The organism is Salegentibacter sp. Hel_I_6 (genome assembly GCF_000745315.1).
GTDB lineage: Bacteria > Bacteroidota > Bacteroidia > Flavobacteriales > Flavobacteriaceae > Salegentibacter.
In genome coordinates this window covers 4,089,658-4,106,089 of sequence record NZ_JQNQ01000001.1, presented here as the reverse complement: position 1 = coordinate 4,106,089, position 16,432 = coordinate 4,089,658, and the positions used below count along the sequence as shown (strand labels likewise).

Here is a 16,432-nt window from a genome sequence, read left to right as displayed (position 1 = left end):
TAAATGGGGAATGATTGATGAATAATGGCTACAAATTATGAATAAATTCGGAATTTGCCTGTTTTTTTGAAATTAAATTAAGTTCTAATAATTTATCCTGTACTTTTTCTACTTCCTCTTCAGTAATTTGCTCCTGGCTCCAGCTTGTAATTTCTAACCACTGTTGAATGTCTTCTAATCGCTGATCGTATTTTTCTGCTAATTTTTCTGCAATCTTAGGGAACTCTTTAAAGCGTTTTGTTTCCTTATTTAAAATTTCCAGCATTTTTTTAATTCGGGCTGGTTCATTTTTTAAACTCTCGTTCCTGGCAGCAATGACGAAACAAGGCCAGGGCGTAGGACAATCGGCAAGTCTTCTGAAAATGCGTTTATCTACAAGGGGTTTGGTGGTAAAATGTTCCCACATAAAATATTGGGCTCTATCTTCTGTTAAGGCATCTATGGCACCGTCAAGATCATTTACTATTTCAAATTGAAGATCATCGGTATCCCACTCGTGATTTTGAGCATTCACATAAGCCATTAAATGAGAACCTGAACCTTTTCGGCTAATCGCCGCTTTCGTATTTTTTAGTTCCTCTACAGATTTATATTTAGAACCCGCTGCAACGTGAATTCCCCATACCAAAGGAGAGCCAATATATGTTTGTATAATTTTGCTTTCATTACTTGAAATAACGTCTTTTAAAAAACCTTCAGTAAGAATTACTGCAATATCAATTTCTCCAGAACGTAAGGCTCTATTCATTGCGCCGGTACCACCGGGAAAATCTTTCCATATTACATTTAACCCGGCATTCTCAAAAAGTTTTTCTTCAATACATAAGTGCCATGGAAGATTAAAATGTTCTGGTACACCACCTACTTTTATAGTTTTCATATGAATATTTAAATTTTATGATTGGTTTTATGTAATCCGTTGAGCATTGCAATAATTATCGAAGCTCTTTAAGCTTATTTATAAACTGTGCTTCTCTTTTAAGTAATTGTAAATTTCGTATTGTGACCTAACTGGGCTCTCACTTTTACTCCTATTTACATACTCATTTTTTTCATCAGCATCCTGAATTCTGGCCTTTACATTATCATTAAGCTGAATTTCAAGAATTTCTTTAAATTCCTGCGCTACATCTTTATCCAGAATAGGGGAGAGCACTTCTATTCGGCGGGAGAGATTACGAGACATCCAATCTGCACTTCCATAATAAATTTTCTCATCGCCACCATTTTCGAAAATATAAATTCTGCCGTGCTCTAAATATCTATCTACAATACTGGTAATATAAATATTTTCACTTAAACCTTTGACGCCGGGAATTAAACAGGTAAATCCTCTAACTAATAATCTTATTTCTACTCCTGCGCTACTTGCTTTGTAGAGTAAATCTATCATTTCTGGATCTTCGAGACTGTTCATTTTAGCGGTTATTTTCGCTTTTTTACCATCTCGTGCCAGGTCGATTTCGTTATAGATTAATTTAATAAATTCCTGGCGGGTAGAAAAAGGGGAAATTAGTAAGTTTTTTTCCCTCGGAATAATTAATTCTCCCTCCAGCACTTTAAATAGTCGGGATAGTTCTTTCGCAATTTGTTTATTAGAGGTGAAAATTGCGTGGTCACAATAAATTTTTGAGGTTTCACTATTAAAATTACCCGTTCCTATATAAGAATAATTAACCAGGTCTTCGCCTTCCATACGCTGGATTAGCATAATTTTGGAATGCACCTTTATCTTTGGATAGGAGTATATAACATTAGCTCCTTTTTCCTCAAATTTTCGACCCCAAATAATATTATTTTCTTCATCAAACCTGGCTTTGGCTTCCACGAAAACCGTAACCTGTTTTCCGTTTTCTAGAGCTTTTAAAAGTAAACTTGTTAATCTAGATTCATCTGCTACCCGGTAAAGGGAAATTTTTATAGCAGTAACATCTTTGTCACTTACCGCCTGTTCTAGAAAATTCTCTACATAAGCAAAAGACATGTACGGAAAATGAACAGCCTGGTCTTTTTCTGAAATAGTATCAAAATAGTTTTTGGATTTTGATATCACTTTGTGGGCTATTTCTGGCAATTTTTCATAATGTAGCTCTGCATTATTTGTAGGATCTGGAAAAGAGAAAAAATCATTGAAATTATGATATTTCCCTCCAGGCATCATGTCAATTTTACCTAACTTCAGGAGTTTTCTTACTTTTTTGTGAAGCTCATGGGGCATTTCTGCATCATATAATAATCGGGTAGGCTGGCCATCGGTTCTTTGCGCGAGAGAATCGTATATTTTTTCAGCTAAAACTCCTTCATATTTATCTTCAATGTAAAGTTCAGCATCCCGCGAAAGTTTAATTTCATAAACCCCATCAATATCATTATTCTCAAAGATAGATCCAACCTGACTTCTAATAATTTCGTCCAGGTAAGTAATTGAATTTTCTTCGCCATCACCTTCCAGTTTTACAAACCTTCCGCAGGTATCAACAGGAATATTTACAATCCCCAGTTTATCTTTATTGGCAAAACTTACCACTAGGTATAATTCAGCATTCTGTAAGAAAAGCTCGTTCTCTTTATCAAGATCAATGATCTCGGGGTTTATATGTGCTTTAACTTTTTCCTGAAAATATTTAGCTGAGAATTCCTGCTGAAGTTTATTAAAATGTTCGGCATCAATTAAATAGATCCCGTTTTTTGCTAATTCGGGCAATATTTGCTTTTGATAAATCTCTCCAAATTTATGCTGCTGAATTTTAACCTCTTCAAGAATTTCTTTAGTAGTTTTTGAAGGCTTCAGGGCGAGCTTTTTTCTAATGCTTTTTTCTACACGCTTCATTTGCCTAAGCTGTGAAACTCTTACTCTAAAGTATTCGTCTAAATTTGAAGAGAAAATGGCTAAAAAACGAATCCGCTCGTAAAGCGGATTGATCTTATCTTCTGCCTCCTGTAATACTCTTGCGTTAAAGCTCAACCAGTTAAGATCTCTATGTCTTAATGGGATTTCCTGTGGTTCCTGCATTATTGGTTAGTGGTTTAATCAAAAATACAAATAAGGAAAGAGGACTGCTTTTAATTTTGTGTTAAATGCACTCTAAGCGAGACTTAATAAATTATAAAATTTTAATTAATTTATTTAATAAGACTTTCCAAAGTGTAGGCAATTAAATCTTCTACTGTTTTCTTCGGATTTTTAGAAAAAGTTCCGGCCGGGCGATTCGCTATTATAGCATTCATAGAAATTGCGTGGTGACCCATTAATTTAGATAATCCATAGATGGCTGAAGTTTCCATCTCCAGATTTGTTATTTTCTTATTTTCGAATGAAAAAGAAGAAAGTTTATCATTCATTTCATTATCCTGAAGCGCTAAGCGCAAAATTCTTCCCTGAGGCCCATAAAATCCGATATTTGTTCCCGTAACACCTTTATGAATGTTGCTACTTTCCAAACGATTTATAAGAGATTTACTGCCATCTACTACATACGGCGATGCCTTCTTTTTAAACCAATTTAAGTGTTTAATGAAAGCTTCAGTAAATTCAAGGTTTTGAATATGTTCACTCTCATAAAAGTGAAGAAGTCCGTCAAATCCAATAGCACTTTCACTAATTAAAAAAGAATCAACAGGAATTTCCTCCTGAATAGAGCCGGTAGTGCCAATTCTAATAATATCGAGACTTTTAGTTTTTTCTTTTAGCTCCCGGGTTTTAAAATCTATATTAACCAAAGCGTCCAGTTCGTTGATTACAATATCAATATTATCTGGCCCAATACCTGTTGAAATCACGCTTATGCGTTTTCCCTTGTAAATCCCGGTTTGCGTATGGAATTCACGCTTACTTACTTTGAATTCAATTTTATCAAAATGCCTTGTCACCCTTGCTACACGATCTGGATCACCTACAGTGATAACGGTATCTGCGAGATGCTCTGGTAATAAATTTAAATGGTAAACACTACCATCACTATTCTGAATAAATTCTGATGCTTTTATTGGCATATTATAATTTTAGAACCTTGTGAGAATCGGAGTCATATAAGAAATCAAAAACACGAGCTCCTCCCAAACAATCTTCATTCTTAAGTTCCTGGTAGAAATTCTTCTTAGAATTTAGAACATCCTGGCCCTTTTGCGTTAGAATAACCTTGTTATTTTCAAGGCTATAAAAAATAGTTAACTTTTTTAATACTCTTTCCATTTGAGAGTCACTATAGCCATAATAACCCTGATATTGCAAAGCATATCCCAGTAATTGATTAATTGAAGCAATCTGCTGATTTTCTATTAGTTTTAGTACGTTTCTTTCTAGCGAATTAATTCCTGTTTTACTATTTGGAAAGCGCTCAATATGCGCCCTAATGCAACTGGAAAGATATTCAAAATTTGAAGTTTTCTTTATTTGTTTCTTGAGTTTCATAGGGTCGTTACCGCAATAAAGTTCCCAAACTAAAGAAGCTATTTCGAGGTCTTCTTCTTTTAATTCAATTTTATGCTTAAAATGGTTGAGTAGATGTTTTTCTGAAAGACTGGAAAGAGGTAGAAACTCATCTTCCCCTTTAAGACGTTTACTGCAAACCAGGTAGAAAGGAACCTTCGGCTTATGTTCCATATAAAAACTTATAGCAGCCAACATATTTATGTGACAAAATAGATCAAATTCAAACCAGAGTACTACGTGATCATAATTTTTAGCTTCTTTCAATTTGCTAAGTTGAGTTACAAATCTTTCCTGGTAATTTTCAGCAGAAATATTATAAGCCTCTTTTAAAAATTTCTGTCTCTGTTTAATAAATTTATTTGAACCTACTTCCTTTGTGCAAGGACCTTCACACAATAATTCCCGCCAGACAATAATTTGTCCTGGGAGATCAAGAGCTTCAACCTGTTCGGTTAAACTATCACCATTTATAATATGCAAGGCCGTATTAGTCATAGGGGGAATTTAAAATAGATGAAAATTAACCACCTACCCGTTTTACGTTGTATCCATCTTTTCTAAGGAGTTCCATAATTTTTTCACGATCATCTCCCTGAATAATAATCTCACCATCTTTTGCTGAACCACCAACTCCACATTTTTTCTTCAGTTTCTTTCCAAGAATTACTAAATCGTCATTAGTACCTTGAAAACCTTTAATAATAGTAACGGTTTTTCCACTGCGACCTTTACTGCTAAAATGTGCTTCCAGTTCCTGTTCGCCAGGAGCTAAAGTTTGATCTGTTTCTTCGTTTTCGTTTCCTTCAAAATCATCATTAGTTGAAAAAACAAAACCGCCTAAGTCTTCAAGCCCAAGTTTCTTCTTTGCCATAACTTATTTCTTTAGGAGCCCTATTTCTACCAGGCGTTGGTGTAAAAATTCGCCAGCAGTAATATCTTCGTATTGTTTTGGGTTTTCTTCATCTATACATTCCTCAAGACAATCAAGTCGCATTTCACTTCTTGGGTGCATAAAGAAAGGTATAGAATATCGTGGTTTGCTCCATTGTTCTTTCGGAGGATTGATTACACGGTGAATTGTAGAACGCAGTTTATTATTGGTATGTCTCTCGAGCATATCTCCCACATTTATTACCAACTCGTCTTCCTGCGGTACCGCGTCTATCCATTCGCCGTCTTTTCTCAAAACCTGAAGTCCACCGGTTGATGCTCCCATAAGCAAGGTGATAAGATTTATATCTCCGTGAGCCCCAGCCCTAACCGCTCCTTTTGGTTCTTCTGTGATAGGAGGGTAGTGGATAGGTCTTAAGATACTATTTCCATTGCTGGCCCAGTGGTCAAAATAATGTTCTTCAAGACCAATATATAGGGCTAAAGCGCGAAGTACATAAATACCGGTTTTTTCCAGCATTCTGTAAGCTTCCATTCCTGTCTCATTAAAATCCTTAAGTTCAGAAACCTGGACATTTTCTGGGTATTCTTCTATTAACTTAGCATCTGCTTCGGGTTCCTGGCCAAAATGCCAAAATTCTTTAAGATCGCCTTCCTTTTTTCCTTTAGCGTGTTCTTTTCCAAAAGAGATATATCCACGCTGCCCGGCAAGGCCCTCAATTTCATATTTTTTCTTAACCTCTAAAGGAAGGCTAAAAAAACTTTTCACTTCTTTATATAAATTTTCCTCCAGCTCATTATCTAGAAAATGATTTTTCAAAGCTACGAAACCAATCTCTTCATAAGCTTTACCAATCTCCTCAACAAATTTTTGTTTTCTGTTTGGATCCTCAGAAAGAAAATCGGCAAGATCAACGCTGGGTATATTATTCATCGCCATAATATGCTATGTTTTTTCAAAATTTAACACACAAAGTTAAATAAAAATACGGGAGCTACCTTGGGTTTTTATATTTCTTAGCATTTATATTTTTGGTTACATTTGAGAAACAAATACTTGTTATGCAACCAAATTTTCCAGCTGATCCTGCAATAAATTTCGAGAAAGATAAACTCTCTTCTTCGCAATTATTAGATTTATATACTGCGCTTTTAAAGCCCCGGTTAATTGAAGAAAAAATGCTGATTTTGCTGAGGCAGGGAAAGATTTCAAAATGGTTTAGTGGGATTGGGCAGGAAGCTATTTCTATTGGCGTAACCAAAGCGCTCAACGCCGACGAGTATATATTACCCATGCACCGAAACCTTGGTGTATTTACCTCTAGAAATGTCCCTTTAAATCGATTATTCTCCCAGTGGCAGGGGAAGCAAAATGGCTTTACTAAAGGTCGCGACCGGAGTTTTCATTTTGGCACCCAGGAATTTAAAATTGTTGGAATGATCTCACATTTGGGGCCGCAACTTGGAGTGGCCGATGGTATTGCTTTAGCACATAAATTGAAGAATGAAAATAAGGTTACTGCTGTTTTTACTGGCGAAGGAGGAACCAGTGAAGGCGACTTTCACGAAGCGCTTAATATTGCTTCGGTTTGGGATCTACCGGTTTTGTTTTGCATAGAAAATAATGGTTACGGTTTATCAACCCCAACAAACGAGCAATATAGATGTAAAGATCTCGCCGATCGCGCGAAGGGCTACGGTATGGAATCTCATATAATAGATGGTAATAATATTATTGAAGTCTACACTAAAGTTTCTGAAATCGCTGAAAGCATAAGAAAATCTCCTCGCCCCGTTTTATTAGAATTCAAAACTTTTAGGATGCGGGGCCACGAAGAGGCCAGTGGTACTAAATACGTGCCGATAGATTTAATGGAATTCTGGCAGCAAAAAGATCCAGTAGAAAATTTTAGAAATTTTCTGATAAATGAAAATATACTTTCTGAAGAACAGGATGCTTATTTTAAAAATGAAATTAAAGAAGAAATAGACCTAAACCTGAAAGAAACGAATGAAGAACCAGCTTCTGAATTTAATGAAACTAATGAGTTAAATGATGTTTATCAGTATATTGAATATCAACATATTGAAAACAAAGAAGAAACAGTAAATATTAGATTTATTGATGCCATTGCACAGGCTGTAAAACAATCTATGCAGCGACATAACTCCTTAATTTTAATGGGTCAGGATATTGCGGAATACGGAGGTGTTTTTAAAATTACTGACGGGCTTCTGGAAGAATTTGGAAAAGATAGAATTCGAAATACGCCCATATGCGAATCGGCTATTGTGGGGACTGCGATGGGACTCTCTATTAATGGAATGAAAGCAATGGTAGAAATGCAATTTGGGGATTTTGTGAGTTCCGGTTTTAATCCTATTGTAAATTACCTGGCAAAAAGTAATTACCGGTGGAATCAAAATGCCGATGTAGTAATACGAATGCCTTGCGGTGCCGGGGTGGGAGCAGGACCTTTTCATAGCCAGACCAATGAGGCCTGGTTTACTAAAGTTCCTGGGTTAAAAGTTGTTTATCCTGCATTTCCCTATGATGCTAAAGGCTTGCTGAACACCGCTTTTAATGATCCAAATCCCGTATTATTTTTTGAGCATAAAGCTTTGTATAGAAGTATTAGACAGGAAGTACCAGTAGATTATTATACCTTACCTTTTGGAGAAGCTTCAATTTTAAAAGAAGGTGATAAACTTAGTATTATTACTTATGGAGCAGGAGTTCACTGGGCTTTAGATACGCTAAGTGAAATGGAATTAGAAAATATAGAGCTAATTGATCTTCGAAGTCTTCAACCTTTAGACAAAGAGACAATTATTAAATCGGCTAAAAAAACAGGAAAAGCCCTTATCATAACCGAAGATTCGCTTTTTGGTAGTTTAGCTTCAGAAATTTCTGCGATTATTTCAGAAGAATGCTTTGAATATTTAGACGCCCCTGTAATGCGTTTAGGAAGTGGAGAAACCCCCATTCCATTTGCAGCAGCTCTAGAAGAAGGTTACCTTCCGAAGAAAAAATTGAAGGCTAAAATTCAGCAATTAATAGACTATTAATAATTAATTGCAGTAAAATTATAGATTTTAAGAATTCTTAACAGTTCTGCTGTTAAAGTATTAATAATCTTTTGCTTCAGTTCTACACCTACCGTAATTTAGTTTTCAACTAATCAAAAAATCTAATATTATGATACGTTTAATCGTTATTTTTCTGATCATTGCTTTGGTAGCCGCGGTTTTTGGCTTCGGTGGAATCGCAGAAGGTTTTGCAGATATTGCTAAAATTATTTTCTACATTTTTCTAGTATTGCTTGTAATATCACTAGTAAGCCGACTTTTTAGAAGATAAATTCCATATAATTTAAAGATAACAAAATCCAATGTATTGCGCCAGGTGATAATCGGCAAGCATTGGGTTTTTATGTATAACCCAAATAACGAATGATGAAAAAAATAATGATCCTTAGCTTTGTAGCCGTTCTTCTAGCTGCTTGCGGCCCCAGTAAAACGGCAAAAGAAGCAAGAAAAACTTTTGATGGAGAGTGGACGCTTACCAGCGTGACTTACCCAAATAGTTCTGGAGAATTTGATGTTACACTACTAAATGACGCAAATGCTTCCTGCTTTGAAAGCAGTACCTGGGATTTTGTATCTAATAACAATCGCGGATCTTACAACGTACAGGGGACTAATTGTAGTGGAGGAGCGCGTAACTTTATCTGGTCTATAGATGAAGAAAACACTCCAGATGGAATCTATGATTTCTTACTAAAACCAACTGATGAAGATTACAAATCAACAACCGGAAATCAGGGTTTCAGGATGAACTTGAAATCCCTTTCAGACTCTCAAATGGTTTGGGAACAATCTGTAATGCTGGAAGGTTCTCCGTTTGTGATTAGAATGAATTTTTCTAAACTTTAATTAAACTAAATTTACTATGAAGACAATTATAAACAGAATGTTTGCTATTCTATTTACAGCCACTTTACTTTTTGGTTGTGAAGCAACTAAGAATGCAAATAATAAACAAAAAGGAGCTGTTATTGGTTCTACTGGTGGAGCCGTAATAGGTGGTGTTGTTGGTAACAATACCGGCGATGGAAATACCGCACTTGGAGCTATTATTGGCGGAGTTGTTGGTGGAGCTGCCGGAGCAATAATAGGTAATAGAATGGATAAACAAGCTCAGGAAATAGAACAGGAAATTCCTGGCGCTGAAGTAGAAAGAGTAGGAGAAGGTATTAATGTAACTTTTGATGAAAGTAGTGGTGTTTATTTTGATACTGAAAAGTATAATATAAACGCTAAATCACAGCAAACCTTGAATAAGTTAGCTGATATTTTTAAAGAATATCCAGATTCAAATATTCTAGTAGAAGGGCACACCGATAGTACCGGAAGCGAAACTTACAACCTTACTTTATCTAAGAATAGAGCGCAAGCCGTTACTAATTATTTAACCAGCCAGGGACTTAGTAATGGTAGGTTTGATACTAAATGGTATGGCGAAGCCCAACCAAAATACGATAACGAAACTGCTGAAGGTCGTGCTAAAAACCGAAGAGTTGAGCTTGCTATTGTTGCCAGTGAAGAACTAAAAGAAGAAGCTAAAAAACAGGCTGAAAAGCAGGATTAAGCAAACTTCTTAACATTAATAAACAAATATTAAATCCCGGAAAATTCCGGGATTTTTTTATGCTTTTATTTATCTTCAACCAATGGCAGATTTTGAAGTAATTATTGTGGGTGGAGGCCTGGCGGGATTAACTGCTGCCATACATCTTTCCCGGGAAGGAAAGAAAGTATTGCTTTTAGAAAAAAAGGCTTATCCCAGACATAAAGTTTGTGGAGAATACCTCTCTAATGAAATTCTTCCCTATTTTAATTTTCTCGATATTGATCTTGAAACCGAACTAAAACCGGTTAAAATAACCAATCTGCTTTATAGCACTCAGAATGCAAAGTCAACAAAGACATCTTTAAACTTAGGCGGAATAGGAATAAGCCGGTATGCGCTGGACAATTTTCTATGTAATAAGGCTAAAAAAAATGGTGCTGAGATTTTAATAGATTCGGTTGAAGAGATAAATTTTGAAAAAGATGAATTCACACTGAAACTTTCTTCAGGAAAAGAGTTTAAAACGCCAATAGTTTTGGGCGCTTTTGGAAAAAGAGCCAACCTTGATAAAAGCCTGAAACGCGAATTTTTTAAAGAGAAATCTTCCTGGCTTGCAGTAAAAGGGCATTATGAAAATCCAGATTTCCCTGAAGATTTAGTTGCCTTACATAATTTTGAAGGAGGCTATTGCGGCTTGTCAAAAACCGAAACAGGAGTAGTGAACGCTTGCTATATGGTTTCTTACAAAAGTTTTAAAAAATATAAGAATCCTGAAGAATTCAAGGAGAAAGTATTGGTACAAAATGCCTACTTAAAGGGGTTTTTCAAAAATGCAAAACCTGTTTTTAAAAAGGATCTTAGTATCGCCCAAATTTCATTTCAGAAAAAATCATTGATCAATAATCATATTTTGATGTTGGGAGATGCCGCGGGTTTAATTCATCCGCTTTGCGGTAACGGGATGGCAATGGCTATCCATTCTGCTAAAATAGCTTCAGAAGCTGTTTTGGCTAATTTCAGTAATACTAATTTAGATCGCGAAAACCTTGAAAAACAATATCTACAAAACTGGAATGCAAATTTCAGGAAACGATTAAAAACCGGTAGAATGCTCCAAACTATACTTATTAATCCAATTTTTGCGTCTACTTCACAAAATCTGGTGAAAAAATTCCCGTACTTGTTAGAGAAAATCATCAGTAAAACCCACGGGCAACCTATAGTATGAGCATAGATACTTCAAAAAGAACCAATGAGGTTGAAATTATGGACGATTTTGACCTACAGGGAAAGGAGCTGGACAAAACCCTTAGAGACCTTGATAATATCAATAAATGGTTAGGTGGAAATAAAATCACCCTGGAAGGAGTAAAAAATATAGTTCGAGATCAACCAAAAACAAATCAAATTCATATTGCCGATGTTGGCTGCGGAAATGGCGCTGTACTTCGGGAAATAGCTAAATGGGGTAGGGAAGAAGGCTATAATTTTAAACTTACCGGGATAGATGCCAATACTTACGCCACTGTAATTGGATCTCAAATGTCTGCAAATTTTAAAGAAATAGAATTCCTGGCATTAGACATTTTTAGCGAAGCGTATAATGCTTTTAAATGTGATATTACTTTATGTACTTTAACCTTACATCATTTTAAAAATCAGGAGATTATTGACCTGCTAAAACTATTCAACAAACAATCCAGTTTGGGTGTGGTAATTAATGATTTACAGCGTTCCAGGATTGCCTATAGATTATTTCAGGCTTTTTGCGCTGTTTTTATAAATAACGAAATCGCAAGAAAAGACGGGTTGATCTCTATTTTGCGTGGTTTCAAAAAAGATGAACTAAAGAATTTTGCTGAAGAAATTCCCAAAACCAGGCATCAAATTAACTGGAAATGGGCATTTCGTTACCAGTGGATAATTCAGAAAGAAAAAATATGAATGTAAAAATTGTAGGGGTAGAAAAAGAATTACCTAAATATTCACGGGAAACCAAAGATATTCTTCCGCTTGTTGAGCATTGGTTAGAAGACCAGGATGATCGTTATCGCAGGAAAGTTGTGAAGATCTTTGAAGGAGCAGCAGTAGATAAACGTTATTCTATCATGAAGCCGGAAGAAGTTTTTACTGCTACTTCTTTTGAAGACAAGAATAATATTTATGTGAGGGAAGTAAAAAAACTCGGCAAAAATGTTCTTGAAAAAGCTTTAAAGAAAAATGGTTGGGAAGCAAATTCGGTAGACTTTATTATTACGGTGAGTTGTACCGGGATTATGATTCCTTCCTTAGATGCATATTTAATTAATGCATTGGAAATGCGTCGGGACATTACAAGGCTTCCGGTTACTGAAATGGGTTGTGCCGCGGGAATTTCAGGAATAATCTATGCCAATAATTTTCTAAAAGCAAATCCCGGAAAACGAGCCGCGGTAATCGCAGTAGAAAGTCCCACGGCAACTTTTCAGTTAGATGATTATTCTATGGCAAATATGGTAAGCGCCGCTATTTTTGGCGATGGTGCCGCTTGTGTTTTACTTTCTTCAGAAGAAAATGCGAAAGGGCCAAAAATATTGGGCGAGGAAATGTATCATTTTTATGAAGCCACGCATTTAATGGGTTTTGATCTTACAAATCACGGCCTTAAAATGATCCTGGATGAAAGTGTACCACAAACAATCGCTTCCCATTTTCCGGAAATTGTACACCCATTTCTACAAAAATTTAATTCAAATATTGAAAAGGTAGATCATCTTATATTTCACCCGGGGGGCAAGAAGATTGTACAAACAGTTGAAGATCTTTTTGGTAACTTAGGGAAGAATATAGACGAAACTCGCGAAGTGCTTCGTCAATATGGGAATATGAGCAGCGCCACAGTACTTTACGTACTGCAGGAATTTATGGAAAAACAGCCAAAACCAGGCGAACAGGGCTTAATGTTAAGTTTTGGACCCGGTTTTTCGGCTCAAAGAATTTTATTAGAATGGTAACAGAATTTAAAGATCGAAATTATTGGGCGGTTATTTTAGGCGGAAGTACCGGTCTTGGATTTGCAACAGCTCGTAAGCTTGCACATCACGGAATGAATATAATTATTATTCACCGTGATAGAAGGGCAGATATCGGTGAAATTGAAGAAGCTTTTGAAGATATTCGCGAACAGGATGTACAATTTGAAAGCTTTAATGTTGATGCCACAAATACTGAAAAACGAGTAAATCTTATTGAGGAAATTTCTAAAATTCTTGGGAAAGAGGGTAAAATAAGAACTTTAGTACACAGTATTTCTAAGGGAAACCTTAAACCAATGACAGGCGAGGAACCTACGCTTGAAAATATAGATTTTCAGCTAACCATAGATGCCATGGCAATTAGTCTTTACGACTGGACAAAAGCTATTTTCAAGGCGGGACTTTTTGCAAAAGATGCAAGAATTATTTCTTTTACCAGTGAAGGCAATAAAAAAGCCTGGGCCAATTACGCGGCTGTTTCAGCGGCTAAAGTTGCGCTGGAAGCAATTACAAGAAGTATAGCACTGGAATTTGCATCGCATGGAATTAGAGCAAACTGTATTCAGGCGGGTGTTACCGTTACAAGGTCTTTTCAAATGATTCCCGGCAACGAAACTTTGCGCGTACACGCCCTAAAACATAATCCTTTTAAAAGACTTACCGTTCCAAACGACGTTGCTAATGTTGTCTATCTATTGAGCAAAGACGAAGCAAGCTGGATTACGGGAACAATAATTCCTGTAAATGGCGGCGAACATTTAAAATAAAATACCGCGTGAATTATAAAAACATCCTAGAAAAACTTCCATACAGTAAGCCATTTCTATTCGTAGATGAGTTGGTTGAAATCAATGAAAAATCGGCAGAAGGTATTTATACTTTTCCGGTAGATTCATTTTTTTATAAAGGTCATTTTAAAAATAACCCGGTTACGCCAGGGGTAATTTTAACCGAATGTATGGCTCAAATTGGTGTGGTTTGCCTGGGGATTTTTCTTCTGGATAATAATTCTACTAAATTAAATGATATAAAACTCGCTTTAAGTTCTTCGGAAGTTGATTTTTACCTCCCGGTTTTTCCCGGGGAAACAGTTAAAGTTGTTTCTGAAAAATTGTTTTTTAGGTTTAATAAATTGAAATGTGAAGTTAGAATGTATGATAAAACAGACAAATTGATTTGTCGCGGAAAGATTGCAGGAATGATTAAAAATGAAGCTGTCTAAAAATTTCTGCTATGAAAAAACGAGTAGTTGTAACAGGAATGGGAGTGGTTGCACCAAATGCGATAGGTTTAGCCAATTTTGAAGATGCGATTTGTAAAGGAGAAAGCGGAATTAGTTTTCAGGATGAATTAGAAAAATTAAAATTCAGTTGCCAGATTGCCGGAAAACCTGAGGTTTCTGATGAAAAAATAGCCGAGTATTTTACTCCCTTAGAACTTCGCGGACTAAATTCCAGCGGTATTGTTTACGGAGTTATAGCTGGAACAGATGCCTGGAAAGACGCCGGACTTGAAATTGAAAATAATGAAGAGCCAGATTGGGACAGCGGAATTATTTTTGGAACCGGAATTTTAGGGGTCGATAAATTTAGGGAAGCGATTCATTTAATCGATGCGGGGAAAACTCGAAGATTGGGAAGCACCAGCGTAATGCAAACTATGGCGAGTGGAATTAGCGCCTATTTAGGAGGAAAATTGGGGTGCGGAAACCAGGTAACTACAAACTCATCTGCTTGCACCACGGGTACAGAAGCGGTACTAATGGGTTTTGAAAGAATAGCAACCGGAAAAGCTAAACGAATTTTAGTTGGAAGTTGTAGCGATAGCGGCCCTTATGTTTGGGGAGGTTTTGATGCGATGCGTATTTTACCTTCAAAATATAATGCGGATCCTTCCAAAGCATCACGCCCAATGAGCGAATCGGCTACAGGTTTTGTTCCGGGAAGTGGGGCAGGAGCATTGGTGCTGGAGGACTATGAATCTGCAAAAGCAAGAGGCGCAAAAATTTATGCTGAAGTTTTGGGAGGCGCTGTAAATAGCGGAGGTCAGCGAGGTGGTGGTAGTATGACTGCCGCAAATAGCAAAGCTGTTATTAAATGTATTGAATATGCTATTCAATTTTCAAGAGTTTCAGCTGAAGAAATAGATGTAATTAACGGGCACCTAACAGCTACCACAAAAGATGCGCTGGAAATTGAAAATTGGAAAAAAGCATTACGTAGTAAAGATTTTCCATATATAAACTCGTTGAAAGGAATGACGGGACATTGCCTGGCGGCTTCGGGCAGTATAGAATGTGTGGCCAGTGTGCTTCAAATTGATAAAAACTTTATCTTCGGAAATATTAATTGTGAAGATCTAAATCCCGAAATATCTAATTTGGTTTCCGAAGAAAAAATTCCTCGTAAAACTATAGAGAAACAAATAACTATTTTGGCAAAGGCCAGTTTTGGTTTTGGTGATGTAAATGCTGTGGTGATCTTTAAGAAAATATAAAGCCTGTTTGTAGATCCTGCAAGGTTAAAAATCTCGCGGGTAGTCTTGATGTAAATCTATTTGGAAATACAAAAAGTTTAAATTGCTATTATTAGAAAAAATATGAAAGAAAAAGAAATACTCGATTCACTAAAAAAGATTGTTACGCCCTATACTCAGCGTAAAGAAGGTTTGGAAAATTTCAACGAAGAAACCGATTTCATAAAAGATCTGGAGGTGAATTCAGCCAATTTGGTAGATGTAATTTTAGATGTAGAAGACGAGTTTGATATTGAAATTGACAACGATTCTATGAGTGGAATGCTTACCGTTGGTGATGCCAGGAATATTATTCAACGCAAACTGGCTTCAGCGTGATAGGAAATGATATTATAGATCTCAAATTAGCCAACATACAAAGCAATTGGCAGCGAAAAGGATTTCTTCAGAAATTATTTACGGCTGAAGAGCAAAAATTCATTTCAAATGCTGTAGACAGTGAATTTAATTTATGGTTGCTTTGGAGTATGAAAGAAGCGGTCTACAAATCGGTTCAACGAAAATATAAATTGAATCGTTTTTTTGATCCGAAACAATTTGGTTGCAAAGTATTTCAATTATATAATGATGAGGCCAGGGGAGCGGTGTGTTTTAAGAATGAATTTTTTGAAACCACTTCAATTTATTCTTCAGCTAAAGTTCATACTTACGCTGCAAATACTGAGTTCACATTTGTTTCAGAGAGTGAAAATACGAGATTCAGGTTTCTGGCTAAAATTTCTGAACAGCTTGAAATTCCGTTAGAATCCCTTAACATTAGTAAAAACAAGCAGGGTATCCCGTTTTTGACTTACGGGGGTGATAATCTGCAAATTCCATTTAGTCTATCACATCACGGCCGCTATTCGGCCTATGCTTTCTCGTTAAATCTGTCCTAAAACCTGGTTTCTGCATTGTGAAAGCCTTGCCTTATTTGTATCTTCAAAC

Annotated in this window: 18 protein-coding genes; 12 read left to right on the top strand and 6 right to left on the bottom strand. The window is 36.2% G+C overall.

The genetic code is table 11. From position 1 onward, the window contains the following. Positions 1-28 precede the first annotated feature (28 nt). The 6 genes from FG27_RS18090 to FG27_RS18065 all read right to left on the bottom strand — a co-directional run bounded on the left by FG27_RS18090 (position 29) and on the right by FG27_RS18065 (position 6,257). The gene (locus tag FG27_RS18090; RefSeq protein WP_037321642.1) at positions 29-880 is read right to left on the bottom strand and encodes a substrate-binding domain-containing protein; all 852 of its coding nucleotides are present in this window, start codon (positions 878-880) and stop codon (positions 29-31) included. A 78-nt stretch (positions 881-958) separates the two neighbouring features. Then, entirely contained in the window at positions 959-3,013 is a 2,055-nt protein-coding gene (gene ppk1 / locus FG27_RS18085; RefSeq protein WP_037321639.1) for a polyphosphate kinase 1, read from the bottom strand. A gap of 110 nt (positions 3,014-3,123) precedes the next feature. Next, positions 3,124-3,993, bottom strand: a complete 870-nt coding sequence (locus FG27_RS18080; RefSeq protein WP_037321637.1) for a nucleoside phosphorylase — start codon at positions 3,991-3,993, stop codon at positions 3,124-3,126. Between the two features lies 1 nt (position 3,994). Continuing rightward, on the bottom strand, positions 3,995-4,927 hold the full coding sequence (locus tag FG27_RS18075) for a DUF1835 domain-containing protein (RefSeq protein WP_037321635.1): 933 nt from the start codon (positions 4,925-4,927) through the stop codon (positions 3,995-3,997). A 25-nt stretch (positions 4,928-4,952) separates the two neighbouring features. Further along, positions 4,953-5,303 (bottom strand): translation initiation factor, encoded by a 351-nt coding sequence (locus FG27_RS18070; protein WP_037321633.1) that lies wholly within the window; start codon positions 5,301-5,303, stop codon positions 4,953-4,955. Positions 5,304-5,306: 3 nt separating this feature from the next. Further along, on the bottom strand, positions 5,307-6,257 hold the full coding sequence (locus tag FG27_RS18065; RefSeq protein WP_037322476.1) for an isopenicillin N synthase family oxygenase: 951 nt from the start codon (positions 6,255-6,257) through the stop codon (positions 5,307-5,309). Positions 6,258-6,385: 128 nt separating this feature from the next. Between FG27_RS18065 and FG27_RS18060 the strand changes: the two genes are divergently transcribed. The 12 genes from FG27_RS18060 to FG27_RS18005 all read left to right on the top strand — a co-directional run bounded on the left by FG27_RS18060 (position 6,386) and on the right by FG27_RS18005 (position 16,383). Then, entirely contained in the window at positions 6,386-8,392 is a 2,007-nt protein-coding gene (locus FG27_RS18060) for a thiamine pyrophosphate-dependent enzyme (protein ID WP_037321630.1), read from the top strand. 130 nt (positions 8,393-8,522) lie between these two features. Beyond that, positions 8,523-8,684: a DUF1328 domain-containing protein gene (locus tag FG27_RS19040; RefSeq protein ID WP_037321627.1), complete on the top strand. Its 162-nt coding sequence runs from the start codon at positions 8,523-8,525 to the stop codon at positions 8,682-8,684. Between the two features lie 95 nt (positions 8,685-8,779). Then, entirely contained in the window at positions 8,780-9,259 is a 480-nt protein-coding gene (locus tag FG27_RS18050) for a lipocalin family protein (protein WP_037321624.1), read from the top strand. Positions 9,260-9,275: 16 nt separating this feature from the next. Next, positions 9,276-9,974 carry an OmpA family protein gene (locus FG27_RS18045; RefSeq protein WP_037321622.1) on the top strand — a complete coding sequence of 233 codons (699 nt, stop codon included), beginning with the start codon at positions 9,276-9,278 and terminating at the stop codon, positions 9,972-9,974. Between the two features lie 82 nt (positions 9,975-10,056). Further along, a complete protein-coding gene (locus FG27_RS18040; protein ID WP_037321620.1) occupies positions 10,057-11,184 on the top strand; it encodes an NAD(P)/FAD-dependent oxidoreductase in 1,128 nt (375 codons plus the stop codon). Continuing rightward, positions 11,181-11,900, top strand: coding sequence for a methyltransferase domain-containing protein (locus FG27_RS18035; RefSeq protein ID WP_037321618.1), 720 nt, complete (start codon positions 11,181-11,183; stop codon positions 11,898-11,900). The genes FG27_RS18040 and FG27_RS18035 overlap by 4 nt, the downstream gene beginning before the upstream one ends. Further along, on the top strand, positions 11,855-12,949 hold the full coding sequence (locus FG27_RS18030; protein WP_369794132.1) for a type III polyketide synthase: 1,095 nt from the start codon (positions 11,855-11,857) through the stop codon (positions 12,947-12,949). Before FG27_RS18035 ends, FG27_RS18030 begins: the two co-directional genes overlap by 46 nt. Then, the gene (locus FG27_RS18025; protein ID WP_037321616.1) at positions 12,943-13,737 is read left to right on the top strand and encodes an enoyl-ACP reductase; all 795 of its coding nucleotides are present in this window, start codon (positions 12,943-12,945) and stop codon (positions 13,735-13,737) included. Before FG27_RS18030 ends, FG27_RS18025 begins: the two co-directional genes overlap by 7 nt. Before the next feature lie 8 nt (positions 13,738-13,745). Further along, the gene (locus tag FG27_RS18020) at positions 13,746-14,192 is read left to right on the top strand and encodes a 3-hydroxyacyl-ACP dehydratase FabZ family protein (RefSeq protein WP_037321614.1); all 447 of its coding nucleotides are present in this window, start codon (positions 13,746-13,748) and stop codon (positions 14,190-14,192) included. An 11-nt stretch (positions 14,193-14,203) separates the two neighbouring features. Further along, on the top strand, positions 14,204-15,466 hold the full coding sequence (locus FG27_RS18015) for a beta-ketoacyl synthase (protein WP_037321612.1): 1,263 nt from the start codon (positions 14,204-14,206) through the stop codon (positions 15,464-15,466). A 102-nt stretch (positions 15,467-15,568) separates the two neighbouring features. Then, positions 15,569-15,823, top strand: a complete 255-nt coding sequence (locus FG27_RS18010) for an acyl carrier protein (protein ID WP_037321611.1) — start codon at positions 15,569-15,571, stop codon at positions 15,821-15,823. Further along, positions 15,820-16,383 (top strand): 4'-phosphopantetheinyl transferase superfamily protein, encoded by a 564-nt coding sequence (locus FG27_RS18005; RefSeq protein WP_037321610.1) that lies wholly within the window; start codon positions 15,820-15,822, stop codon positions 16,381-16,383. Before FG27_RS18010 ends, FG27_RS18005 begins: the two co-directional genes overlap by 4 nt. The last annotated feature ends 49 nt before the right edge of the window (positions 16,384-16,432 follow it).